The sequence below is a fragment of the Kitasatospora sp. MAP5-34 genome (assembly GCF_029894335.1).
Lineage (GTDB): Bacteria > Actinomycetota > Actinomycetes > Streptomycetales > Streptomycetaceae > Kitasatospora.
On the sequence record NZ_JARXZC010000016.1, the window covers coordinates 118,381 to 140,145 of the forward strand.

At 68.3% G+C, this 21,765-nt stretch carries 19 protein-coding genes and 1 tRNA gene; 13 read left to right on the forward strand and 7 right to left on the reverse strand.

What is annotated here, in order from left to right:
• The first annotated feature begins 118 nt into the window (after window positions 1-118).
• Window positions 119-793 (forward strand): nucleotidyltransferase domain-containing protein, encoded by a 675-nt coding sequence (locus P3T29_RS15955; RefSeq protein ID WP_280717111.1) that lies wholly within the window; start codon window positions 119-121, stop codon window positions 791-793.
• Between the two features lie 174 nt (window positions 794-967).
• Window positions 968-1,040 (forward strand) — tRNA-Lys (locus P3T29_RS15960).
• A gap of 80 nt (window positions 1,041-1,120) precedes the next feature.
• Here P3T29_RS15960 and P3T29_RS15965 read toward each other — a convergent pair.
• Both P3T29_RS15965 and P3T29_RS15970 read right to left on the reverse strand, forming a co-directional pair.
• Window positions 1,121-2,692, reverse strand: a complete 1,572-nt coding sequence (locus P3T29_RS15965; protein WP_280717112.1) for a site-specific integrase — start codon at window positions 2,690-2,692, stop codon at window positions 1,121-1,123.
• Window positions 2,689-3,324 (reverse strand): helix-turn-helix transcriptional regulator, encoded by a 636-nt coding sequence (locus tag P3T29_RS15970; RefSeq protein ID WP_280717113.1) that lies wholly within the window; start codon window positions 3,322-3,324, stop codon window positions 2,689-2,691. Before P3T29_RS15970 ends, P3T29_RS15965 begins: the two co-directional genes overlap by 4 nt.
• Window positions 3,325-3,414: 90 nt before the next feature.
• On the opposite strand from P3T29_RS15970, the gene P3T29_RS15975 reads away from it, so the two are divergent.
• The 5 genes from P3T29_RS15975 (at window position 3,415) to P3T29_RS15995 (ending at window position 9,323) form a co-directional block, all read left to right on the forward strand.
• Window positions 3,415-3,678, forward strand: a complete 264-nt coding sequence (locus tag P3T29_RS15975; RefSeq protein ID WP_280717114.1) for a hypothetical protein — start codon at window positions 3,415-3,417, stop codon at window positions 3,676-3,678.
• A gap of 309 nt (window positions 3,679-3,987) precedes the next feature.
• A complete protein-coding gene (locus P3T29_RS15980) occupies window positions 3,988-5,289 on the forward strand; it encodes a DUF3631 domain-containing protein (protein ID WP_280717115.1) in 1,302 nt (433 codons plus the stop codon).
• Window positions 5,290-5,701: 412 nt separating this feature from the next.
• The gene (locus tag P3T29_RS15985) at window positions 5,702-6,526 is read left to right on the forward strand and encodes a DUF2637 domain-containing protein (RefSeq protein ID WP_280717116.1); all 825 of its coding nucleotides are present in this window, start codon (window positions 5,702-5,704) and stop codon (window positions 6,524-6,526) included.
• 252 nt (window positions 6,527-6,778) lie between these two features.
• Window positions 6,779-7,594, forward strand: coding sequence for a hypothetical protein (locus P3T29_RS15990; protein ID WP_280717117.1), 816 nt, complete (start codon window positions 6,779-6,781; stop codon window positions 7,592-7,594).
• Entirely contained in the window at window positions 7,584-9,323 is a 1,740-nt protein-coding gene (locus tag P3T29_RS15995) for a relaxase/mobilization nuclease domain-containing protein (RefSeq protein ID WP_280717118.1), read from the forward strand. The genes P3T29_RS15990 and P3T29_RS15995 overlap by 11 nt, the downstream gene beginning before the upstream one ends.
• Window positions 9,324-9,466: 143 nt before the next feature.
• Here the strand turns inward: P3T29_RS15995 and P3T29_RS16000 are convergent, their stop codons facing one another.
• Together P3T29_RS16000 and P3T29_RS16005 are read right to left on the reverse strand one after the other, a co-directional pair.
• Window positions 9,467-12,352, reverse strand: a complete 2,886-nt coding sequence (locus P3T29_RS16000; protein ID WP_280717119.1) for an NB-ARC domain-containing protein — start codon at window positions 12,350-12,352, stop codon at window positions 9,467-9,469.
• A 262-nt stretch (window positions 12,353-12,614) separates the two neighbouring features.
• Complete coding sequence (locus P3T29_RS16005) at window positions 12,615-13,967, reverse strand: hypothetical protein (RefSeq protein ID WP_280717120.1); 1,353 nt, start codon at window positions 13,965-13,967, stop codon at window positions 12,615-12,617.
• Between the two features lie 236 nt (window positions 13,968-14,203).
• Here P3T29_RS16005 and P3T29_RS16010 point away from each other — a divergent pair, with 236 nt between their 5' ends.
• The 6 genes from P3T29_RS16010 (at window position 14,204) to P3T29_RS16035 (ending at window position 19,463) form a co-directional block, all read left to right on the forward strand.
• Window positions 14,204-14,635: an ATP-binding protein gene (locus P3T29_RS16010; RefSeq protein ID WP_280717121.1), complete on the forward strand. Its 432-nt coding sequence runs from the start codon at window positions 14,204-14,206 to the stop codon at window positions 14,633-14,635.
• Window positions 14,632-14,817, forward strand: a complete 186-nt coding sequence (locus P3T29_RS16015) for a hypothetical protein (RefSeq protein ID WP_280717122.1) — start codon at window positions 14,632-14,634, stop codon at window positions 14,815-14,817. The genes P3T29_RS16010 and P3T29_RS16015 overlap by 4 nt, the downstream gene beginning before the upstream one ends.
• A gap of 357 nt (window positions 14,818-15,174) precedes the next feature.
• Window positions 15,175-17,097 (forward strand): nucleotidyltransferase domain-containing protein, encoded by a 1,923-nt coding sequence (locus P3T29_RS16020; RefSeq protein ID WP_280717123.1) that lies wholly within the window; start codon window positions 15,175-15,177, stop codon window positions 17,095-17,097.
• Window positions 17,094-18,224 carry a hypothetical protein gene (locus tag P3T29_RS16025; RefSeq protein WP_280717124.1) on the forward strand — a complete coding sequence of 377 codons (1,131 nt, stop codon included), beginning with the start codon at window positions 17,094-17,096 and terminating at the stop codon, window positions 18,222-18,224. The genes P3T29_RS16020 and P3T29_RS16025 overlap by 4 nt, the downstream gene beginning before the upstream one ends.
• Window positions 18,202-18,996: a 3-oxoacyl-ACP reductase FabG gene (gene fabG, locus P3T29_RS16030; protein ID WP_280717125.1), complete on the forward strand. Its 795-nt coding sequence runs from the start codon at window positions 18,202-18,204 to the stop codon at window positions 18,994-18,996. Before P3T29_RS16025 ends, fabG begins: the two co-directional genes overlap by 23 nt.
• Window positions 18,997-19,031: 35 nt before the next feature.
• Window positions 19,032-19,463 (forward strand): NUDIX domain-containing protein, encoded by a 432-nt coding sequence (locus P3T29_RS16035; RefSeq protein WP_280717126.1) that lies wholly within the window; start codon window positions 19,032-19,034, stop codon window positions 19,461-19,463.
• A 189-nt stretch (window positions 19,464-19,652) separates the two neighbouring features.
• Here the strand turns inward: P3T29_RS16035 and P3T29_RS16040 are convergent, their stop codons facing one another.
• From P3T29_RS16040 to P3T29_RS16050, 3 genes are read right to left on the reverse strand one after another with little or no spacing between them, the layout of a single operon-like run.
• Entirely contained in the window at window positions 19,653-20,117 is a 465-nt protein-coding gene (locus P3T29_RS16040) for a hypothetical protein (RefSeq protein WP_280717127.1), read from the reverse strand.
• A complete protein-coding gene (locus tag P3T29_RS16045) occupies window positions 20,114-20,680 on the reverse strand; it encodes a helix-turn-helix transcriptional regulator (protein ID WP_280717128.1) in 567 nt (188 codons plus the stop codon). The genes P3T29_RS16040 and P3T29_RS16045 overlap by 4 nt, the downstream gene beginning before the upstream one ends.
• Complete coding sequence (locus tag P3T29_RS16050; protein WP_280717129.1) at window positions 20,677-21,024, reverse strand: hypothetical protein; 348 nt, start codon at window positions 21,022-21,024, stop codon at window positions 20,677-20,679. Before P3T29_RS16050 ends, P3T29_RS16045 begins: the two co-directional genes overlap by 4 nt.
• Window positions 21,025-21,765 lie beyond the last annotated feature (741 nt).

Consider the following 21,765-nt stretch of genomic DNA (forward strand, 5'->3'; position numbering starts at 1 on the left):
CTGCGGGCCACCGTGCCGTCCGGTACCCCTGACGCCACACACCTGACGCCACATCCCTGACTCTGTACCGCCCGACTCTGTACCGCCCGACCCGTGCCGCCGAGGAGGCGACGTTCCCATGCAGGTGCTGCTCTCCGGCATCGTCGGTTCCACCGCGTACGGTCTGGCCCACGCCGGCTCCGACATCGACCGGCTCGGCCTGTTCGCCGCGCCGACCGAGACCTTCCACGGTCTGCACCGCCCCGCCGAGTCCCATGTCAGCACCGCGCCGGACCGCACGCTGCACGAGGCCGCCAAGTGGTGCCGCCTCGCGCTGAGCAGCAACCCGACCGCCTCCGAACTGGTCTGGCTGCCCGCCGACCTGTACGAGGTCCGTACGCCGCTCGGCGAGGAGCTGATCGGCATCCGCCGGTCCTTCCTGAGCGCGAGGGCGGTGCGGAACTCCTATCTCGGCTATGCCACACAGCAGTTCCGCAAACTGAGCGCCCGTGACACCACGGACCAGCGGACCAGAGCGCGGGCGGCCAAGCACGCGCGGCACCTGATCAGGCTGGTCCTCCAGGGCGTCACGCTGCACGAGACCGGCTCCGTGGTGGTCCCGCTCGCCGACCCCGAGCGGGTCCGTGCACTCGGCGAGCGGTACGCCGACCGGCCCGAACTCGCGCGGCTGCTGCTGGCGGACGCGGAGGAACGCTTCAACCGCCCGGGCGTGCTGCCGGACGCCCCGGACGAGGCGCCCGCCGAATCCTGGCTGCGCCGGGTCCGGGCGGCGCACCTCGTGCCGACCGCGTAGCGGCCCGGCTGAGCAGGGCCGACGGGCCTGGGCGGACCGTCGGCGGACCGCTGGCGGAGCGGTGTTCGCACACTGCTCCGGCGTGGCCGCCCAATCCACTGGCCAAGCGTTGCGGATCACCGGGTAGGATCGCCCTGGCAGGCGGCCTACCAGCACGGTGGACCGCAGGTCGGCGGGCCGCTAGCTCAATTGGCAGAGCTGCGGACTTTTAATCCGTAGGTTCAGGGTTCGAGCCCCTGGCGGCCCACTTGGAATGAGGCGGGACACCCCCTCTGACCTGCAGCGCAGCACCCCGGCTACTTCGATTAGCCGGGGTGCTGCTGCTTTTCAGGCCGTCTGCGTGAGCGATGCGTGAGCGGACTGCACGTCAGAGGCGGGTGCGGCGGCGGACTGGGCGTCCTTCTGTGACCTCGCCCGAGGAACGAGCGCGGCGGCTGCCTCGGCCTGGGCGAAGGCCAGCTCGGGGAGGACGCTGGCGTAGATGTCAGCCGTAATGGTGATGGAGGAATGGCCGAGCAACTCCTGGACGACCTTCAGGTCGGCACCGGCCGCGAGGAGGAGCGTCGCCGCGACGTGGCGCAGATCGTGCAGCCGGATCGGCGGTAGGCCGGAGAGGGTGACTAGCCGCTCGAACATGTCGGTCACCTTGCCGGGGTGCAGCCAGGTGCCGTCCTCGTTGGTGAAGACGCGGCCGGTTTCCTGCCAGGCCGGCCCCCACTTCTCACGCTCCGCCTGCTGGCGGAGGCGGTGGGCGGTGAAAGCGTGGACGGTCTCCTCGTCCAGCGGGACGACTCGGAAGCCGGCATCCGACTTGGGGATCGACTCCTCGACGTCCCAACCATCCTGCACCAGCTGTGTGGTGACGGTCAGGGAGGAAGAATCGAGGCGCGTCTCCGACCAGCCGAGGCCGCAGCTCTCGCCCCGGCGAGGACCTCGGAACGCCATGAGGTGCCACATCGCGTAGAGGCGGTGGTCGGACACGAAGTCGAGGAACTCCCCGATCTGGGCCGGCATCCACACCATGACCGGCGATGGCTTGCTGCCGGTCTCCTGCCACTCGGCGACGCGCTCGGGAGTCCAGAGCAGGGCCTTGGGCTTGCTCGCCGGGTCGATCTTGACGTGGGCGGCCGGGTTGAAGGTGATGAGCCCGTCGGCTATCGCATCGTTGAGCGAGACGCGCAGGGACCGCCGGATGTGCTGCCGGGTGGTCGGGCCGGTGACGCGCCTGAACGGCGGCATCTCGTCGATGGCGGCCTTCATCGTGGCGCGTCGCGCCCGGTTCTCCTCGCCCTTCCAAGAGGCTTTCCGGAGCTGCTCGGTGGCCGCTCGGCGCAGAGCGTTGGCCTCCAGGATCTCCTCGTTGGTGTCGCAGATGCCGTTGAACATCTCCGCCAGGTGGCTCACGCGCAGCCGGTCGAGCCGCACATGGCCGATGCGGGGCTTGAGGTGGACGCGGATGTCCGTCTCGTACCGGCTGACGGTGGACTTCCTCGCGCGCTTGTTCTCCAGCCAACTGTCCAGCCACTCACTGACGGTGAGGCGACCGCTCAGGTCAACGCCGCTCTTCAGTCGGCGGCGGGTCTCTTCGATCTGGGGCAGCGCGGACTTCTCGTCAGCGACCTTTTCCAGCAGGTCGGCGATCAGTGCGAGGTCATCCGGCTCGTCCTTGCCGAGGGCGAGCAGAGCGCGGATGTGGTCGAGGTCCTCCTGAGCCTCCTTGAGGGACTCGTAGCCGGCGCGGTTGAACGAGCGGCGGGTGCCGTCTTCCTTGTTGGGCAACTCCTGTCGGATCGAGTAGGCGCAGTGCTTGCGGCTGCCCCGTTTCGGGCACGCCTTGCCGAGCGGCTTGCCAGTCTCGGCGTCGCGGCAGTAGCAGCGGTGGTAGGTGGAGCCCTTCATGCAATTTCCTCCGTGTTGGTGTTGAGGGGTGGGATTTCTTCGTCGAGGAAGGCAAGGTGCGAACTCAGGCGAGGCGGCAACAGGCCCAGTTGGTGCATGCGCGCCCGGACGGGAAGCAACTGGTCTCGGGTGACTTCGACCAGGCGCTCGTATTTCTCCTCCGCACCGGGCGGCCAGTCTTCGCGGCGGCGCCTGAACTGAAGCTGGTAGGCGTCGTGGTGTTCGGTCTGGAGTCGGGAGTAGATCTGGGCATGCTCGCGGTAGAGACTCAGCCGCCAGTGGCTGTAGCTGGTTTGCTCCTCACCGGTGAACCAGCTGAAAGCCCACCACTGCCCCGCGCCTTGTTCTGGGAGGTAGTCCACGGAGCCGCCCTGCCACGGTGGAAAGACCAAGGCCGCCGGTGAAACGAGCAGGGCCTCGGCAATGACGAGCAGTTCGGGGAGCGTGATGGTCTTGCGCCGGCCTGATTCCCAGTTCGCGATGACGTTGCGCGGCACGGTGAGGCCGAGGCGGTCGCACTCGTCCGACAGTTCCTGGGCGGTCAAGCCGATCTTCCTCCTCAGGCGGGTGATTTCGGCGATCACGGCGTTCGTGATCTGGGTGGGCCAGTCTTCTTCTTCGTCGTGTGTCATATCGACACATTAGCTTTCGGCAATCTCTTCCTTGCTCCGGCGCACCGCCGAAGCCCCCCACTTGGGGAGCGCCTGGATACGGAGATTTCGATGCGAACTGAGAATGCGAACGAGGCTGTGCAGGGCATGGGCCGGGCCGAGCTGCTGGCCCTGCCGGCGGCCATCGATCTGGACACGGCGAACCGGGCGATCGGGCTGGGCCGCAGCAAGGGCTACGAGCTTGCGCGTCGCGACCTCTACCCGTGCCGGGTGCTGCGGCTGGGCAAGAAGTACCGGGTGATCACGGCGGACCTCCTGCGACTGCTGGGCATCGAGGACGCTGTGGTCAACGGCCTTGCAGCAGATGCAGCTTGACGTGGTGCGGGCGCGATCGGCAAGTGCGTCTGCCGTGGGCGTACTTGTCCGCATGGAGTGGATCTTCCGGACCTGTGGACGTAGGTTCGTGGTCGCTCGCCAGCCGCGGCCACCGAAGGGTTACCGCGAGCTTCAACCCACCAAGAACACCTGCGAGTTGAGGTGGCCGCGAAGAGTCGTGCCCACCGGTCACGGATATACGAAGGCCCTCGGTGCAGCGAACACCGAGGGCTAGGCGAAGTCCCTACCAACGACCTCATCAGCGGCGCGCGACGGATCAGGTCCCGCGCCCCAGTCTGGAGCTTCAGCATGGAGTCTACGTCCCACCATCCCAACTCGGCGGTCCCCGCCACGAACTGGCCTCCCGTCGTCAAGCCGGGGGAGCCCGGCACCTACCTCCCCGCTGGGCAAGCGGTGTCGTCCACAGCCTGTGGGCAGCCGGAGGAGGCCGCACCGGCAGAGCCCGCCGGAATGAGCAGCCTGGCCGCGATGCCGGATGCCCCGGCGACCGGCGGTGCTGAGTTGCTCGCGCAGCTGAAGGCTCTGATCGCCAGGTTCGTGATCCTGCCTTCCGAGGAGGCGCTGGACGCCGCGACGCTGTGGGTTGCCGCGACCCATCTCCAGCCGGCGTGGCAGCACGCGCCGCGCCTGGCGGTGGTGGGACCGGCCAAGCGGTGCGGCAAGTCCCGCCTGCTCGACGTGCTGACCGAGACCGTCCACCACGCGGTTCTGACGGTCAACTCCACTCCGGCGGCGGTCTTCCGATCGATCACCGAGGAGCCGCCGACGCTCCTGGTAGACGAGGCCGACACCATCTTCGGCACGCCGAAGATGGCCGAGAAGAACGAGGAGATGCGCGGCCTGTTGAACGCCGGGCACCAGCGCGACCGCTATGTACTGCGCGTGGTCGGCAACGACCACACGCCCCACCGGTTCCACACCTTCGCGATGGCGGCCATCGCGGGTATCGGCGACCTGCCCGACACGATCATGGACCGGTCGATCGTCATCCGAATGCGCCGCCGAGCCGAGGGCGAGCGCGTCGCACCGTACCGCACCCGCCGCGACCAGAAGGTCCTGAACGAGATCCGCGCCAAGCTCGCCCTCTGGACCAAACCCCTGGCCGATGAGGCCCTGCGCCTGGAACCGACTATGCCGGTCGAGGACCGCGCCGCCGACACCTGGGAGCCCCTGGTGATCATCGCCGACCTCGCGGGCGGCCCTTGGCCGCGCCTTGCCCGCCTGGCGTGCGCCCGCATGGTCGCCTCCGAGGTCGAGGCTGAGGAGGAGAACCCGAGCGGCGCGAGGATCCTGGCCGACATCCGGCGGATCTTCGTCGGCAGCGGTGACCTGGACGCCCTCACTACTGATCACCTCCTGTTCGCCCTGAATAGCGACCCGGAGGCGCCGTGGGCCGAGCACGGCCGGGGCGGCCTCACGCCGCGCGGGCTCGGCGCGATACTCCGCGACTACGGCATCTCCTCGGGCAATGTGCGCATCGGCGACGGCTCCCAGCGCAAGGGCTACACCCGCAACAAGTTCGCAGACGCCTGGCGACGGTACTGCCCAGCTGTCCACCCCCTCGACGCCCAAGCGGGAAGCGAGGGCTGACCACCCCCGGTTGCCGTCCGAGCCGTCCCTGCCGTAGCGCTGCAGGTCAGAGCACGTACAGCCGAGACGACAACCAGCCCCAAGACGGTACGTGAACCGACACCGCCACCGGCTTGCCGCTGAGCGCGAGAGCGCCCACGGCAGGCCGGGGCGGGACGGCAACCACATCCGTCTTGTGCCGTCCCAGCCGTCCCTGCCGTAAAACCGCAGCTCAGATGGCCTGCCGCCAAGACGGATCGCCGTCCCAAGACGGAAGCGTCTCCGTACCGAGACGGCGGCAACCCGCGCTCAAGACGCCACAGGCCACCCGCGCCCGCCCGTGCCGTACCCGCCCTGACCTGCGGTTGCAACGGCCAAGACGGCACAGACGGCTCCCAGCGACACCCCCCACCACCCCGAGGATCCCATCACCATGCCCGCCAGCTCGCCGGTCGCCCGCCCGGCCGACCCCGGCACCTTCGCCCGCACCACGATCACCATCGTGATGGCGGTCATCGCCGCCCTTGCCTTCGTCTTCTCCTTCGGCAACGTCTGGACCCTGGCCCTGCGGCTCGGCGTCCCGCACCCCGTCGCGCCGCTGATCGCTCCGATGGTCGACTTGTCCGTAGTCGGCCTCCTGGTCGCCCAGCACTACCTCGCCGCCACCGGCACCGACCCCGCGCAACTCCGCTCGGCCACCAGGCTGATGCACTTGTGCGGCCTGCTGACCCTCGTCCTGAACACCGCCGAACCGCTCCTCGCCCGTCACTTCGGCCGCGCCGCGCTCGACACCGTCGCCCCTGCCCTGCTCCTCGGCTGGGGAACCGTCGGCCCCACGCTCCTACGCCACCTCCACATCCCAACGACCACGACCGCCTTGAGCCTGGCCTCGACGGACCACACCCCTTCGACCGAAACGCCCGCCGCCAGCCCGCAGCCCGCACCAGAATCGGCGCAGGGCGGCGACGCCCAAGCCGCTCCATCAGACTCCGTTGACGCTTCGTCTGCGGAGCCCGAGCCTGTCGCGCCGCGTAAGCGCACCGGACGCAAGCCAGCGGCGACCATGGACCAGCTGATCGAGATAGCCCGGCCCGCCGTCGCCGAGCACGGCGCCACCCTCGCCGTGGTCAAGAAGGCCGTGCGTGACTCTGGCACGCCGATCGCCAGCGGACGCCTCGGCGAGTTGCTGCAGCACCTGAAGGACGCGCAGACCGCTGCGGAGCCCGAGATGGCCCGAGCCCACCCAGCGGTCGACTGACCGAGCCGCCATCGCAGCCGCTTGCCCGCCGCGACGACATCCGGATCGGGCGGGCAGCCCGCGTCGGCACGGACGGCCTGCTTCCGGAAGTCCCGCAGATGCCTTCCAGGACCTCCGGAACTCCTGTTCTGCCGCCTCCTACACCGCGATCCCGGCACGGCCAAACCGCGTGCCGTCCGGACCATGGCCCGGATCCCACACGGACCGTCCCTCGCGATCCACGATCCCGATAACCCCGACCGGAGAGCATCCGTGACCAACGACCAGCTTCCCGCCGACACAGGCGCCGAGCAGCCCGCGAAGTTCCGTAAGCTGAAGGGCCTCTGGCGGCCGGTGTTCGGCAAACGAGAACCAGACGGAGCAAGCTGGGGCAAAGTCCACAACGCCGTTGGCGTTGAGGACTTTGCGCTTGACCCCGCCCCAGGGGTGGCGGGGCAGGACCGGCGCCAGGGAGCGCCGGACCAGGAGGTCGAGACCGAGGGCGGCCTCGACCAGGAGGAGCTGCCCGACACCGCTGCCACTGACGACGCTCCTGCTGTCCGTCTGTCTCCGACCGTTGATCCCGCCGAGTTCGTCCACTGCGGCGTCGCCGCTCTCAACATCCTCGAGCTGCCTACCGACAGCACGACGGCCGCCAGCCGACCGCTGAGCGAGATCCTCTACCGGCCGCGCAGCGGCATCAAGCGCACCATCAATCTCACCGCCTCGGCGGAAGAACCCGAACGCGACTTCATCGACGCGGCCGCCCGAGCGTTCAAGCGTTCCCGCTCTGCATACCTGATGGACTGCGCGCTGACGATCGCCCACGCCTTCATCGCCACCGGCCGCCCCGACGCCATCGCACCGCTGCCGTCCCCGCAGGCGACGAGCGAGTTGCTGCAGCTGACCGGCAGGTTCCTGCGCGAGATGAACCGCGTTGGAGTGAACCTCAACCAGATTGCCTTCGCGGTCAACAAGGGCGACCTGCCCGACCGCGCCGAGGAGGTCCTGGACGAGGTCCACGCCAGCGCCCGCTCCGCCCGCCTCGCCTTCGAACACGTCATCAAGGGGTGCCGCCATGGTGCCTGACGTCTCCACTGGCGCGCGCACCCGCGGACTGCTCTCCTACCTCTACGGCCCAGGCCGGCGCGACGAACACGAGGACGCGCACATCGTCGGCGCGTTCGCCATGCCCGGCATCCCCGACCCCGGCCGTGTCCCACTCGACCAGCACCAGGCTGTGCTGTCCGAGTTGGCCGACTACCTCGACCAGCCCGTGCAGGTCCGCGAACAGCGCACCGGCGAGCCAGTGCCGCAGCACGTGTGGCACTGCCCGGTCCGTACCGCGCCCGGCGACCGCTACCTCACCGACGAGGAGTGGGCCGAGGTCGCACGCCGAGTTGTCCACGCCGCCGGCATCGCCCCCGATGGCGACGACCACGGCTGCCGGTGGATCGCGGTGCGCCACGCGGAGGACCATATCCACATCGTCGCCACCAGCGTGCGCGAGGACGGCCGCCGACCCCGCAACCACCGCGACGGGGAACGAGCGCAGAAGGAGTGCCGCGAGATCGAGAAACAACTCGGCCTGCGACGGCTCAACTCCGGTGACAGCACCGCAGCCCCGATGCCTACCAGCGCCGAGCAGGCGAAGGCCCAGCGCGCCGGCCATCAGCAGAGTGCCAAGGAATGGCTGCACGACCACGCCCAGGCGGCAGCGGCAGCTGCCCGCGACGAAACCGAGTACTTCGCCGTCCTCACCGCGCTCGGCATCAAGGTCCGCTACCGGATCGGACCGCAGACCGGCGACCTCATCGGCTACAGCCTCGCCGCTCCCGGCGACACCAACGGCCAGGACGAGCCCGTCTACATCGGCGGCTCCAAGCTCTCCCCCGACCTGTCCATCAACCGTCTGCGCGAACGCCTCGCGGCCCAGCTGTCCGCCGACCAGCCCACCACCCGCACCGCCAAGCCCAACCCCTGGCGCCACGCCGACGCCGTCCTGCGGCAGGTCCACACCGACCTCGACGGCCAGGAGCAGGCCGGCGGCCAGAATCAGGACCAGGACACGGTCATCCAGGCCCACGCAGCCGCGTTCGGCGAATTCCTCCACAACGCCGCCAACGCCGCACCGGCCGAGGCCCGCGCCGAACTGCGAGCCGCAGCAGCCGCGTTCAACCGTGCCAACCGCTCCAAGATCCACGCCGACCACCAGCAGGCCGCAGCCCTGCGCACCGCCGCCAAGGAACTCCTGCACGGCTTGGGCTCCGACAAGGACGGCGCCGCAGCAGCCGCCCTGCTCTCCACCGCCCTGTTCGTGCTCATCGCCATCGCCCGCTGGCACGACGCGTGCGGCCACCAGCAGCAGGCCGCAGCCGCCCAGCAGAGCCTCGTCCACTTGCGCGCCGCCTACCGGCAGACCGCCGAACCCGTCCTCGCCGACCTCACCCGCAAGGCCCCGACCCCACAGTCCACCCAGCGCTTCGCCGCCGACGTTCGGGCTGCTATCCCCGAGCACGCCGAGCGGATCCTCGCCGACCCGGCCTGGCCGGCCCTTGCCACCACCCTCGCCAAGACCGAGAGCACCGGCCGACGCCCGCGCCACGTCCTTGCCGAGGCCGCCGCCCGCCGAGAACTCGACACCGCCGACAGCCCCGCCGAAGTCCTTAACTGGCGCCTGGCCATCCTTCCCGACAAGCGCCGCGAGGCTGCCCTCGCCCGCACGTCCGTCCCGGCAGACAGGCCCACCACCAACCCGGTCCACCCGGCAGTCCGTCAGGAGAACACGTACGTACAGAACCGCCGCCAGAGTCGGTAACTCCCAGGCGGTGTCAGTTCGATGTCGTCCTTGGTGGTCGGGAACGTCCCCGACTGCCGAATGCTTGTGGTGGTTCGGGACTTATGCGGGCCAGACTGCGGTTCGCTGTCTGGCCGGGCTGTCGTGCAGGCGGTGTCGGCTTATCAGACGGGAGGGAACCCGGTCCGGCTGCCCCCGATGGGTAGAGTGTCACGCAACCTGATCATGGTGCTGATCGAATCCCGGTGGCTTGGTGTGGCCGCGTTCAGAACGGAGTCGAGGTCTGGCCAATTGAGCAACTCGCCGAAAAGCAGGAGTGCGTGAGGGTCGTCGGCACCGATGCCGCGAATGCAGTGCAACCCTACGTTGTGGATTAGATCCGCGATCGACTGCAAGTACAACCGGGGCGCAAGGGGATGCTGCTGCCAGTAGCGAACCTGTTCCCCTACCTCGAGCCACCTGCGCTGACCAGCGAGCGCCTCGATGTATCGCCGGCGGGCTTCGGCTTCGACTGGTCCGGAGAGGTTCTGGTCGATGAGTGCACGGCAGAGTGCCTCAGCCTCGGCAAATCGCTGCTGGCCGAGGCATTCCTCGGCGCGGTCGAGCGAGCGGCGGTTGGTTGAGTACTGCGAGGGGGCGATGCGAGATTCCAGGTCCTCGAAAGCCTCCGCGAGGCGCAGTAACTCCGGGGAACCAGCAGCGGCGACGTCAGGGTGACTGAGCGGCGTACGGGCCTCTATGGCCAGTCGCATGGCTGCTTCCGGCGCTTCGAAGGCCCATTGCCTTGCGACTCCGAGGACATACTGCAGGTGCCTGACAACGTCCTCGAAGGTTGTCACGAGGCCTACTTCTGTACTCTTTCCCCTGTCGAACAGGTAGGTCTGTGCTAGAGCCAGGCGGGTCTGCGCGAGAAGGGTTTCGTTCTGCGGCTCCCCAGTTTCTAGAAGCTGCAACTCCCGGAGCAGTAGTGCTTCAGCTCGGAGATACTTCCCTTGTATAAGGAAGGGGCCGGCTAGATTCCCGTACAGCAGGGCGACCCGGTCGTTGGCCAAGCCGAGGGATTCAACGTGCGCGAGCAGGGTCTCTGCGTGGGACTGCAGGACTTGGGTCCGCTCAAGTTCGCCCAGCTGGGCGGAGCTTCGCAGCCAGCGTTCAAGGTGCCACAGGAGACCATTGACGACGTGCGGGAGATTCGGGTGTCTCCCTACACGCTCCCGGATGATCAACTGACTGACGGTGTTGACGTTGATGGTTCTGCCCGCTCCCGGAACACTGACGCCGTCGGTGTCCGGGATCGGAAGGTCATTCCTCGCCAGAGAAAATCGGTGTAGCTCCCGCAGCACCTCGCCGATGTTCACCACTTCTGGTGCCATCAACATCGGACCCTGGTGGGAGTCCTCCGCCTCGGTCATATCTGCTACGGCGCTTGCCAACAGGAGGTGTGCTGGAATCTGATGCGAGGCGAGGAAAGCGGCCTGAAAGAGAATCTGAGTTGCTGCGGTCGCAGGGTGGGCGAGGTTGTAAGGGTCGGCTCGTGACTCAAGTTGATCGATGCACAGGTTAAGGGCTCCTGCAAGCGTGCGAGGGTACCCTGGCGGGACCGAGTCTAGATCGGCGAGTGAGCGTGCCTTCAGGTTGCCAAGGTACTCATCGACGCCCTCCAGGTCTACACCGCAGCTGTACAGGTAGCCCGCCCCGAGTTCCAGCGCGAGAGGCCAGTCCCCGAGATCTGCGGCCAAGCGATCCAGAACCTTCTCTCGGTGGGAGTCTGCATCGGAGGGCAGGCGAAGTCGCCTGCGAAGGAGGTCAACTGATTCGCCGCGCCGCATGGCAGCGACGTGGACGATCTCCCCCGCCCCCGGGTGACTGGCCGCGTCGATGGTGGTGATGATCAGGTCACCTCGACCAGCGGTGGGCAGCCAGGAAGTGATCTGCCGCCGGGACTCAACGTTGTCGAATACGAGAAGCCAGCGTCCTGGCGCCCGGTCGAGAGCGGTATGGACCAGGCTTCGCAGCTTGTCCGCATCGGCTTCGCGGAGCCGCTCGCCGATCGAGGGAATCAGCGTCTCGGCAATGCGCTGAAACGACAGTAAGGTCGAGTAGTCGGTTTCGCAGTCCAGCCAGCCGATGAAGTCGTACGCGTAGGCGCGAGCGCCTACGTAGAGAGCAGCCAGGCTCGACTTTCCGATGCCGGACGGCCCAAGGAGCATGGCTGCCCTGGTCCCGATTCCGTCGTGTCGCGGAAAGGCAGCCAGTAGACAGCCGAGGGTCTCCGAGCGCTCCACGTCGGGGATCGGGGGCATGGGGCCGACCACTGCGCTCCAGTCGCGGGAGCCGTGGGTGCGGACGAGTGTCCCATTGTCGACGAGCACGAGTCGTCGGAGTTCCTCGGTCGTGAATCGCGCCCGCTTGCCCGTGACATCTGCTGCACGGCCGAATACCTCGGAGATCAGGTATCCGGCGAGCAGGCCGGCCGAGCCCTCGCCCAGGCCTTGGCGCGCCCGATTGCGGATCGTACGCAGTGAGTAACGAAGCTGCTCGCGGATCTCGTCGTCATCCCGTGGGTCGAACACCACGCGGCATCGTCCGAGGCGAGTGAGCTCGTGGTCCCCCAGATTCTGCAGCTGGTCCGTCCGCTGAGGCGCGTCGCGCATCAGCTCCAAGAGCTTCGGACGCAGCTTCTCCGGGACGAGGCCAGCCCCCAGGATCTCGCAAAGTGAAGAGGTCTTCGGGGAGGTCGTGCCGTTGGTGATGAGCTGGTAGGTGCGTGCCTCGGTCTTCCTTACCAGGCTAATCAGGATCCCGAGTGCGGTTGACGCCCCCAATGAGCTTCCCGGCATGCGGCTCTTGACCTGCGCTGCGAGACGGATCGAGCCATCATGGTCGATCACATCGAAGTCGACTGCCTCGACCGCGGTTGTCTCATCGGTCGGTCCTTCGACGCGGACGCACGACACATCCTGTTCATCCGTGAACTCGATCAACTGCTCTAAGGTGCGCAGGTACTGGTACAGGAAACCCCGCGCTGCCTGGCGGCCGCCGTCGGCCATCGATTTCCCCCTCCACTCGGCGTTTCAGGAACCCTGGCGAAAGCCTGGCACTCGCCATCGACAGGTCCGAAGCGAAAGTGCCAATTCATACATCTGTACGGTCAGTTTTGGTCACCGCCCCTGCGACCGCATGCCAGCTCGAATGAGCCCCCGTGTCCAGCATGATGCGTCGGACCGACAGCCAGAGCCACTGGCACCGTCATCTGCTGCTGAACCGAGATACCCTGGCGCCTGCTCGTCTCCCACGTTGGGCCGTGGGTGGTCAGGTCAGGAAGACGGCGGCTCGCTCGTCCAACTCCTGGGCCGCCGAGACGCCTCGGCTCTTGAACTGGGCCAGGCTCTTGCGCATCTCGACGACCGCGCGGCGAGTGCGGACGGACTGTACGCCTGCCATCGCGTCGAGCGCCCGGTTCCAGGTGCCGCATGCCTGCTCGATGCCGCCGTCGGCGAGTTCCATCTTGGCCTGGGCAACGAGGTCGAGAGCCTGGATGCGGGCATACGTGGTGGCCGGCCTGGTCGCTGCGGCTGCCGCATAGTTCTCGGCCGCGCCCTTGCGGTCGCCCAGGCGGGCGAAGACCTTCGCAGAGCGGGAGTTGACGGTTGCGCGGGCCGGGCCCCAGGAGCGTGCCCAGTACGGCATGTCGTCGTTGTCGGCGGCCTCAAGCAGGTCTCGGGCGCGTTGGACGGCCTGGACAGCAGGCCGACGCTGGTTAGTGGCGGCTAGGCCGTGAGCGTGGGTGACGGTGAAGAGGGCCTCGGTCGCGGCGTCCACCCGGCCGGCAACCCGGGACAGAGCTGTGTCGGACAGTGCGAAGGTCTTGGCGGGGTGGCGGAGTTTCATGCCCTGCTGAGCCAGGGTCCGCAGCACGAAGGCGTCGTGGCCGACGATCCCCGACTCGACCGCGAGGGCGTAGGACTGGTGGTAGTACCGCTGCGCGAGGCCCTGTTCCCCGGCGTCGTACGCCTTCCAGCCGGCCAGGTGTACGCCGACGGCTGCGGCCGACAGCATCTGCTGCCGGTCGTCGTGGGTGCGGAAGGTTCCTCGGCAGAGCGCGGCTACGTCGGTGCGGAGGTACTGGATCAGGGCTGAGCGTCCGTGCTGGCCGCCGTGGCGTTCGTCGATCTCGGTGAACATGCTGATCATGTCGCGGACGGCGCTGACCTCGGCGACACCGGCCACCGAGCCGCTGCGGACGGCAGCGGCCCGTTCGGCGCCCTCGCGCACGTACTCCAGTGGCAGGTGCATCGCGGCGACGGAGTACGCCGAGGCGGCCAGGAACTTTCGACGGTCCAAATCAGCTCTCCACACCCCTGCGAGGACGCCCACCGGGTCGGGGCCGATGGACAGCCCGAGGCCCGGATCGGATTCTTCCACCGACCGTAGCCCGAGTTCGGCGGGGGTGTAGATCCGTCCCGTCTTACGGAACAGGGCCTCACAGATGAAGGCCGGGGTGTCGCCATCGGGGTCGGCGCCCCGCAGCCACTTGTGGACCGTCGAGGGGTTGGTGCGCAGGGGGACGCCGACTTCAGCCGCCACCCGGACCACGCCTCGGGCGAGCGCGTCGAAGGTCATCTCCGCGTCGATGATGGCTGCTTCGAGCTGGTGGTTCGTCACGGGTTGGGCCATGGCCTGTCCCTTCTCGGCGCTGGCGGGCGGTAAACACGGTAAAGACAACGGAGCCTTCGCCGCAGGGTCTTGGACGAAGGATCGCCGGTTGACTTGGTGTCAGCCGCTCGGGATCGCGAGTCGACACCGGCTCCGGGGCAATCCCGGGCGGCTGCCTCCGACCGCTGCTGTCCGGACAGCCCCCGCTGCCCGGGGCCGGCAGCCCTGGCGACCAGGAGCGGACTGTGACGACCGAGGTGCTGACCAGAACGGAGCCACTCGCACACCCGGCGATGGCATTCCTGCCGTACGAGCCCAAGTCCGCTTCGGCGGCACGTGAGTTGGTGCAAGGGAAGCTCGGGGACTGGCGGCTGGAGCACTTGGCCGACGACGCCATGCTGCTCGTCACCGAGCTTGTCTCCAACGCTGCTAAGACCGGTTGCCTGACCACCATGCGTGTGACCGTCGCGCGGGTGACCAACCCTGCGGGGCGGGCCGTACGGATCGCAGTGCGAGACGGCTCCCGCGCCCTGCCGGTCCTCGTAGCCGCCGCGAACGGCGAGGACGAGTCGGGCCGGGGTCTGGAGCTGGTAGACCGCCTCTCCGTCATGTGGGGCGTCGAGGTGGACGCCTGGGGCAAGACGGTCTGGGCCGACCTCGCCGTGGAGCGGGTGTGAGCGGCCGGCGCCGGGGCGAGCACCGCGACCCAGTGGGCGATGCCCTGACCACGCTGTGGGTGCTCGGCCACACCGTCGTCCTCGGCCTGCTGTCGGTTCTGGTCCAGCACAACCACCAGGCCGGCGCCGTGAGCCAAGCCCCCGTCCCAGCGGCGGCCCCGGACACAGTGCCGCCGGCCTGATCCCTGTTCTCCCCGCTCTGGCGCTCCCAGCGCATCGGCCTGGGGCGGGGCCGGGCGGCTCCGGGTGTTCCCCCACGGCCGGAGCCGCCCATCTTCTACGGCCCAGCACCAACCCGGGCCGCCATCCCATCGCATCGAAGGGAGATTCACTGTGCCGCAAACCGCCGCACCGACACTGGAGGCCCCGCAGCCTCCACCGCCCCCGCCACCCGCGCCCCCGGCCCCGCCGGTACCGCAGCCGCCGGGCCCAGCCGGTAGGTAGTCGCCCCTTCCCGATCCCCGGCCGGGGATCACCACAGCCCCCGGCCGGGGCTACCCACCGCTCCAAGACGTTGCAGCACCTCGCGGAGGAATCTCGTGTCCATCTCCCCTGAGCACAGTCCCGCCCTCATCCCGCCCGCCACGATCGCGTTCAGCGGGCCGGACAACGTGGGCAAGACCAAACAGATCGGCATCCTGGCCCGCCGGATCGGCCCGGCTGCCACCACCTCCGGCTCGCTGGACGACTGCGACCCGCGCTGGAGCGGCATCAAGGCTGCGGGCATGGGCGCCTGGTGGTTCGAGCGCGGGCCCATCGAGGAGGTCGCCGACGTACTGGCCAGCTCCTACCTCGAGCGGTCCCGCAGGCCGGCTGCCGCAGCCTTACGCTTCATGGACCGGGGCATCCCGATGCTGGAAGCCTCCCTCGCCGCCACCGTCGCGGTGCGCGAACGCACCGGCCCCGAGGGAGCCGCAGACCGGGCCCGCGCACTGCTGGAACCCTTCGCCACAGACCTGCGGACGGCCGAAGCCGCCGAGCACGGCATCGTGCTGCTGCACGACGACGACCCGGTGATCGGCACCGCCCGCAGCCTCTCGCACGAGCGGAGCGTCACCCCCTCCTACGCGGACTACCAGCGTCACCTTCACCTGCAGATCCACCGCCTGGTCCGCGAGGGCCGGTGGGCCGAGACCATCGTCATCGGCGAGCGCCGGGTGGTGGCCGTTCAGGACGAGATCCGTCGGCGCCTCCACCGGCACACACCGCTCGTCCCGGCGCGTGCCCTGCCCGGGGTGCGGGTGGTCGCGCTCGCTGGCATGTCGGAGAGCGGCAAGAGCACGGCGGGCGAGTATCTGCGTACCCGGCACGGGTACGGCCGACTCAAGATCGGCTACCTCATCGAGGACGCCGCGCACCGGGCGGGCATCGCCGACCCGTACGAGGTCGCCGCCGTGGTGCGGGCCGAACTGCTGGTCGACGCCCTCGACCGGTACTGCGCGGCCCACCACTTCCTGGACAGACTGACCATCGAGTCCCTGCACGATCACGACGCGACCGCCGAGCTGCGGCGCATGCTCGGCCAGCAGCTGACCGTGGTCTACCTCGACACGGCACCCGGTGTCCGCGCCGAGCGCGGCACCGCCGGACCTGACGACGTGGTGGAGCGCGATGTGGTGAAGGCCCGGCGCGGTGCGGCCGGGATCACCTCGCTCGCCCGCGAGGTGGTGGACAACAACGGCAGCCGTCTCCACCTGGAGAGGCGCCTGGACGGGATCGCGCTGGCCCATCGCTGGCCGCTGCGGCAGCCGGCCACCGTGCCGGTCAACGCGCTGGGCCTCCCCGTCAACCTGGAGTCCTACCTGTCGGCGCTGCTGGACCGCACCACCGTCCAGCAGCCGCCCGTGATCGACCTGCTCGCGGTCACCGGCAGCGGGGCACGAGGCAAGTACCAGCACGGCTGGTCCGACCTGGATGTCTTCGTGGTCGCCGACCAGAGCAGCATCCCCCGGCTCCGTCAGGCCCTGGCCGAGCTGGAGGCCGAACTCGGCGGCGTCAAGCTCGGCCTGACGGTGCTGACCCAGGACGAGTGCCGCACCGGGGTGGTCACTTCCCGCCTGCTGCACGTCCTTGCCCTGATCGGCTCCGGTGCCCTCGTGCCGCTGTGGTGCCGCCCTGGCCTGGCCCTGCCCGCGCCCGACGCTGCCACCGACGTGGCCGCCAGTGTCGAGGCTGGCGTCCAGGCCGCTGTCGAGATCCGTCGTCAGTTCCTCAAGGGTGCCCCCGACCTGCGGGCTCTGTTCAAGATCACCGCGCTTCTGGCCAAGGTGGTGCTCCGCTTCGAGGGCACCGAATGCGCCTCGGACGACGACGCCCTGACCGTCTTCCTGGAACGCGAGCCGGGCATTAGCGACGACCTGCGGCGCCGGGCCCGCGGGGACCGGGACAAGGCGGTGAAGCTGGCGAACATCGTGCTAGGCCACTGGCTGGTCACCCTCGCCCTTCCCACGAGTCGCGCATGAACGCCCCGACCACGCCGAGGGCGGCCTTCCGCAAAGTCCTCGACCCCTCCAGGGCCGACGCCGAAGTCCGGGGCTGGCAGGCCGCCGCTCACGCGCTGCCGGTGCCCGATCTGCTGGGACGCGTCCAGCTGTCCGGCAAGCACCTGTTGGCCTATGAGGACGTGTTCGCCAGCGGCCGGTGCACCATGCTGCTGGGCGACGTCATCGCCACGGCCGACCGCGACCCGGCCGCGCTGCCCCGGGTCACCGCCCTGATCGACGCCGTCTGCGACAGCCTGCTGAATGCGGTGTCCGCCAGCGGGCACCCCGCTCCGCTGTCGGCCTGTGTCCCCGGTCTCTACCTGGACCGCATCCGCCCCGGCGGCCGGATCGACACCTGGTACCTGTCCGGCCGGCTGGCCGTTCCCACCACCCGCACTGGCCTCCCGATGCCGATGAGCATCTTCACCGGCCACACCTTCGTCGTCAACGGCATCGCGCTGCGGTTCGACCTGCCCAGCGCGGTGCGGGATGCCCGGGAAGCCCTCTACCCCGGCCGCCGGTGGATCACCGCTCTCACCCAGGGCGACCCCACCGAGCCCAACATCGCCGACCCGCTGTGCTGGCTCGACTTCGAGTACGCCGGGCGCAACAGCATCGGCGGCGAGATCGCCATCCTGCTCTGGTATTTGCTGGGCATGGGCGGCTGGCTCGTGCCGAGCTACCAGCCCGACGTCTACGCCCGTACCCTGCCGCTCCACCTGCCTCCCGTCACCACCCCGCACCTCGAACACGTCGACCACGATGAGCGGCACCGCCGCCTGGAAATCCGGTACACGTGGCCTGTCGGCGCAGGCCGACAGGCGGCCATCACCCGCCTCCTGGGCCGAGTCCGGGCCGACCTCGCCCCGGCCGCAGGCCTGAGCCCGGACCGGTTCCTCGCCCAGATCCGGTACTTCCTCACCCTGCGGATCCTCGGCGTGATCCCGCCCGCCCGTCTCACCAGCCACGACCTGCTCCTGCTGCTGGCCAAACTCGCCGAGGCACAGGACCCCGAAGCCGTAGGCGGGGTCTTCACCCGCACCGCCCCCGCTCCCGCCACCGGCCCCGACGATTGGACCGACGATGACCACAGCCGCGCTGCTTGACCTGCCCATCGCCGCGCTGCCGCTCCAGGGACGGGTGGCCCTGGTGACCGGCGGAGCCACTGGCATCGGCGCCGCCATCAGCCGGGCCCTGGCCGCCGCTGGGGCCACCGTCGCCGTCAACCACCTCGCCCAGATCCCCCAGGCACGCGCCGTGCTCGGCGACGTGCGCCGCGAGGGCCGCACCGGCATAGAGGTCAGCGCCGACCTCACCGACCCGGGTGCCGTCGTCATGATGACCAGCCAGGTCGAATCTGAACTCGGCCCGATCGGCATCCTCGTCAACAACGCCGGCGCCTACCCCCGCATGCCGTGGCAGCAGCTCGGCGAGGACGAGTGGGCCCGCGCCATCGAGTCCAACCTGACCATCCACTATCGGACCTGCCAGGCCGTCACTCCCGGCATGACCACAGGCCGCTGGGGCCGGATCGTCAACATCGGCAGCATCAACGCCCGCGCCGGACGCCCCGGACTGACGGCCTACAGCACCGCGAAAGCCGGACTCCTTGGCCTTACCCGCTCGCTGGCCAGGGAACTTGGCCCGGCCGGAATCTGCGTGAACACTGTCCTACCCGGAGCCATCCAGGTCGAGGCAGAGAACGCCCTGCCCGACCACCACCGCGCAAAGCCCGAGGACCAGATCCGACGCCAGTGCATCCAACGCCGAGGACGGCCCGAGGACGTCGCCGCAGCAGTCACCTTCCTCGCCAGCCCCAGCGCCTCCTTCGTCACCGGCCAGTCGTTGCACGTCGACGGAGGCTGGCTCCTCCACTGACCGGCCCACCCCCGCCACACAGAAGGCAGACCACGATGCAAGAGCGCGTCCGAGCCGTCCTCCTCACCCCGAACGACACCATGCTGCTGATCAAGCGCATCCGCCCCGGCATCGACCCGTACTGGGTCATCGTCGGCGGCAAGATCGAGACCACCGACGCCAGCCCCGAGGACGCCCTGCGGCGCGAGGTCCGTGAGGAAATCGCTGGAGAGGCCGAGATCCTGCAGCTCCTTCACACCATCGAGACCGACGACGAACGCCAGATGTTCTATCTGGCCCGGATCGAGAAGTGGAACTTCGAGGACCGTACCGGCCCCGAGTTCAGCCAGGAAGGCCGAGGCGATTACCTACTGGAGGAGATCCCGCTGACAACGGCCGCCCTCGACACCGTCAAACTCCTGCCCCAGGAGTTCGCCACGGTCCTGCGCGAGGCTGTCGAAAGCGGAGATTTCCTCGCCTCTCGGTAGGGTCGACTGTCGCCAGCGGCGGTGCATCCATTCGCTGGGATTCCTCAACTTGCGAAGGCCCGCAGTGAGAGGCGCTCGCGGAGCGGGCCGGGCCCACCGTTGCCCTGAGCCCGGCCCGCTTCGTTGCAGTAGACGGCCGCCCCGCTTGACCGATGAGGAGGGGCGACTTATTGAACCGACGGAGCTTTGTTACGCCAGAGCGGGTGAGTTGAGGGACACCGTGACCTGATGTTCCGGATTTGGTTTAAGGAGGCCGAGCGTGAACCCCGGAAGCCCGATCCTCGCCGCCATGTCTTGGAGGTATTGGCGCAGGTACGGGAATACTGCAGGAGTGGTGATGACGTTGCCGAATGCGTTCAAGACGGCGTCGGAGATCGGAGGGCCATCAGCCAGGCTGTAGTGCGCAAGAACAGCAACGTAGAGCTCAGCAATCGGGGATTCGTCGTCATCCGTCAGTACGCACTTGGCGTCGTACTTGTAATCCACGCTCTCGTCGCTGGGGGCCATCCCGGATTCCATGCTCCAGGTGATTTTCGTTGGATGATCGCCGCTGCTTCTGGTGGCGTGCAACTCCAGGGCGTGGACGGAGAGCAGCTCTGCGCGCTGGAGTACTGGAACCAGGTCTGCTGGCCCGATAGTGGACTGGTTGGTCATTTCATCGCCAAGGGACGCAGGGGCTTGAACTCGGAAGGCGGGGTGTGTCGCGGTCTTGCACTCGGCTTCGACACCATCAGGGCTGAGCCCTCGAATCGGAACGGTCCAGCAGGGTTGCTTGCGCCCTGGATGGTCATCTCTAGCAGCATGAGGTCCGATCCCATGTCCACCGCGTGGAGGGATGCTGCTCCAACTGGGGTGGCTTCACCGGGCTGCTCGAGGTGCTGGTCTACCGGAGCCGGGGAGAATGCCGGGCGGACGTCACGGCCTTCAGTTATGGCTTTACGGGGCTCGCCCGCGCGCACGAGGCGAATATCCAGCTCGAACCCGAGCGCGTGGAGATATTCGGCGATCGTCTTGACTCGCAGATTGCCGTCGCCGCGAAGGGTCTGACTCACAGCAGATTTGCGGACGTGCAACCGCTTGGCCAGCTCGTTCTGCGAGATCCCTGATGTTTCCAGGGCGATATGCAGAGACCGCAAGGCTTCATGCTTCAGGCGAGAAACGGCAAGGCGCCTCGCGCCGTCGATGCTTCCGGCGATCCGGTCATACAAGGTGGTCATGATTCCAGATCCTTCCGTCTAACCCATTTCGCCTTGTCAAGTTCGCCGCGGGGCGTGGGCCACGTTCCCTTGAGGAACCCGTGTGTCAGCCGCACGGCCCCAGCGGGGCTCCCCTCGAGGTGGAAAAATGGGAACCGATGCTTGCCGACCTTGATCTCACGCAGCCCGTCGCCCAGCTCATTAAGCTCACGGGGGACCTCGAGTGTGCCGCGGCGCGCGAAGCTCTCGAACACGATTGCGATGTCTGCCAGTCGATCGAGGTCGCGTCGACTCTTCGACCTCTCAAGCTTCGCTATCCACTGGTCCGCGAGCATGCCGTCCGGGCATCTGGCCGCTTCGATCATGTGGCAAGCCCCCCGCTCGTAGTAGACGCGTCCACAGTCCGGGCAGTCATCGCGATGGAGTTCACTTATGACTGTACCCCCTTTCGCGAGGTTGCAGCATGGGCACGGCTGACGTGAGATTGAACACTGTAGCGAGACAGGCGTGCTTGGGAGCCAGGGTGCTTGGTTCTCGTGCGGTGATGACACGCCTCCCGCCCGGCCCGAGCTGTGGTGGAGCGCTGGTGTTCAGCTGCCGTCGGCATGCTGGCGCTGACTGCCCCACGCGTCTCGATCGCTGCGAAACTGACTGAGATGATCCCGAGCGCAGCGTGCGGCAGATGCGGGTAATCGAGTAGTCGGCCTTGGGTCTCATGGTCTGCGAGAGGTCCCGGCGTTCCATCGTGCGTGAGCAATGCGTGAGCGGACTGTGCGTCAGCACTGCTTCGAGCCTGGACTCGACAACAACCCGCAGCACGTCAACCAGCAGAAATAGCCGTAAGTAACCGATCGCAATCGGTCGGATCACGATCCGACTTGATCTTTTAATCCGTAGGTTCAGGGTTCGAGCCCCTGGCGGCCCACCAGATCAAAGCGTGCCTGACCTGGGCTTTTTCCCTCTGGGGAGGACGCCCTTCGTCATGATCGGTTCTGTGGTGGGACGCGGGTGTGAAGTTCCCCCCTGATCCTGGACAGCGGTTGCTTACGCTGCGGGGGTGAAGTCGTGCTGCAGCCTGGCTCGGGTTTCGAGCGGGGTGAGGTACC

Excerpts from the sequence above, each read along its gene's own strand:
- P3T29_RS15955 (WP_280717111.1), top strand. The coding sequence starts at position 119 with ATGCAGGTGCTGCTCTCCGGCATCGTCGGTTCCACCGCGTACGGTCTG.
- P3T29_RS15965 (WP_280717112.1), bottom strand. The coding sequence starts at position 2,692 with ATGAAGGGCTCCACCTACCACCGCTGCTACTGCCGCGACGCCGAGACT.
- P3T29_RS15970 (WP_280717113.1), bottom strand. The coding sequence starts at position 3,324 with ATGACACACGACGAAGAAGAAGACTGGCCCACCCAGATCACGAACGCC.
- P3T29_RS15975 (WP_280717114.1), top strand. The coding sequence starts at position 3,415 with ATGCGAACTGAGAATGCGAACGAGGCTGTGCAGGGCATGGGCCGGGCC.
- P3T29_RS15980 (WP_280717115.1), top strand. The coding sequence starts at position 3,988 with ATGGAGTCTACGTCCCACCATCCCAACTCGGCGGTCCCCGCCACGAAC.
- P3T29_RS15985 (WP_280717116.1), top strand. The coding sequence starts at position 5,702 with ATGCCCGCCAGCTCGCCGGTCGCCCGCCCGGCCGACCCCGGCACCTTC.
- P3T29_RS15995 (WP_280717118.1), top strand. The coding sequence starts at position 7,584 with ATGGTGCCTGACGTCTCCACTGGCGCGCGCACCCGCGGACTGCTCTCC.
- P3T29_RS16000 (WP_280717119.1), bottom strand. The coding sequence starts at position 12,352 with ATGGCCGACGGCGGCCGCCAGGCAGCGCGGGGTTTCCTGTACCAGTAC.
- P3T29_RS16025 (WP_280717124.1), top strand. The coding sequence starts at position 17,094 with ATGAACGCCCCGACCACGCCGAGGGCGGCCTTCCGCAAAGTCCTCGAC.
- fabG (WP_280717125.1), top strand. The coding sequence starts at position 18,202 with ATGACCACAGCCGCGCTGCTTGACCTGCCCATCGCCGCGCTGCCGCTC.
- P3T29_RS16035 (WP_280717126.1), top strand. The coding sequence starts at position 19,032 with ATGCAAGAGCGCGTCCGAGCCGTCCTCCTCACCCCGAACGACACCATG.
- P3T29_RS16040 (WP_280717127.1), bottom strand. The coding sequence starts at position 20,117 with ATGACCAACCAGTCCACTATCGGGCCAGCAGACCTGGTTCCAGTACTC.
- P3T29_RS16045 (WP_280717128.1), bottom strand. The coding sequence starts at position 20,680 with ATGACCACCTTGTATGACCGGATCGCCGGAAGCATCGACGGCGCGAGG.
- P3T29_RS16050 (WP_280717129.1), bottom strand. The coding sequence starts at position 21,024 with ATGATCGAAGCGGCCAGATGCCCGGACGGCATGCTCGCGGACCAGTGG.